We start from the raw sequence: 1,305 nt of genomic DNA on the forward strand, positions 1-1,305 counted from the left end.
GGGCCTTGACCCCGGAGTTTGAACACGTCTATGCGGCTTGAGTCAGGGTAGTTGCTGCTGGTTGGAAGTCGTTCTCGTAGGCGATCGGGGACCGCTGGCCGAGGCGGGAGTGCCGGCGTCGGGTGTTGTATCGGGTCAGCCAGCGAAAGGCGTCGAGCCTGGCCTCACGCTCGCTCGACCAGGCCTTCCGGCCTTTGAGCGTCTCCCTCTTGAAGGCGGCGTTGAAGCTTTCCGCGGCGGCGTTGTCCGCGCTGGACCCGATCGCGCCCATGCTCTGCCGGACCCCTGCTGACCTGCAGATTTCAGCGAAGGCCCTACTCGTATATTGCGAGCCGTGGTCGGTGTGCATCACAGATCCGGCCAGGCTCCCGCGGGTCCGCTCGGCTGCCGCGAGGGCGTCGACGACGAGCTCGGCTCGCATGTGATCAGCGATCGCCCACCCGGCCAGCCGGCGTGAGGCGAGGTCGATGACGGTCGCGAGATAGAGCGACTTCGCGCCGCTGACCGGCAGGTATGTGATGTCGCCGACGTACTTCGTGTTCACCGCGTCCGCGGAGAAGTCACGGCAGATCAGATCCGGCGCCTTCGCCGTGGCCGGGTCCGCGACAGTTGTCTGGTGCCGGCGGCGCAGTCGGACCCCTTCGAGTCCGATGGTCCGCATGATCCTCGCGACGCGTTTGTGGTTGATCCGTATCCCTTCGTCGCGGAGTTCGGCAGTGACTCTCGGGGCTCCGTAGGTGCCGTCGGAGTTCTGGTGGACCTCGCGTATCCGGGCCTCGATCCCGGCCTCGGCGGTCTGCCGGGCCGCTCTCGCGGCCGCGGTGCGGCGCCAGTAGTAGAAGCTCGACCGGGAGAGGCCGAGGATGTCGCAGAGCCGCTTCACGCCGTGACGGCGCTGGTGGTCATCAACGAACTGGCAGCGGTTCACCAGCGCGTCTCCGTCGCGAAATACCGGGCCGCCTTGCGGAGAATGTCGCGCTCTTCCTCCAGCTCGCGGATCCTCTTCCGTGCCTCGGCCAGCTCCGCCTGAACGTCGTCACCGCCGGTCCGGACAACAGCTGGCGGCGCGGAGTGGGCGCCGGGGCGGCGCCCGTCGGCGGCCCGGATCCAGTTCCGCAGCGTCTCGGTGTTCACTCCGAGATCAGCGGCGACGGACTTGATCGTCGCTCCCGGCCTCGACCGGTACAACGCCACCGCGTCCGCCTTGAACTCGGCGGGGTAATGCTTCATCCCCACGGGGACTCCGTTCTCCTGGACCATCAAGATCCAAGTCTCTCCGGTGTCCAAAACCCGGGGTCAAGACCC

1 protein-coding gene is annotated in these 1,305 nt (G+C 67.3%); it reads right to left on the reverse strand.

Going from position 1 to position 1,305, the window contains the following annotated elements; translation table 11 throughout:
- Positions 1-28: 28 nt before the first annotated feature.
- Positions 29-1,236, reverse strand: a protein-coding gene (locus tag LUZ64_RS36625; RefSeq protein WP_095581684.1) for an IS3 family transposase whose coding sequence is annotated in 2 segments (ribosomal slippage) — positions 29-945 and positions 945-1,236 — 1,209 coding nt in all. Because the reading frame shifts where the segments join, the coding sequence is not laid out codon by codon here.
- Positions 1,237-1,305: the final 69 nt, after the last annotated feature.

The organism is Streptomyces albireticuli (assembly GCF_021228125.1).
GTDB classification, from domain to species: domain Bacteria; phylum Actinomycetota; class Actinomycetes; order Streptomycetales; family Streptomycetaceae; genus Streptomyces; species Streptomyces albireticuli.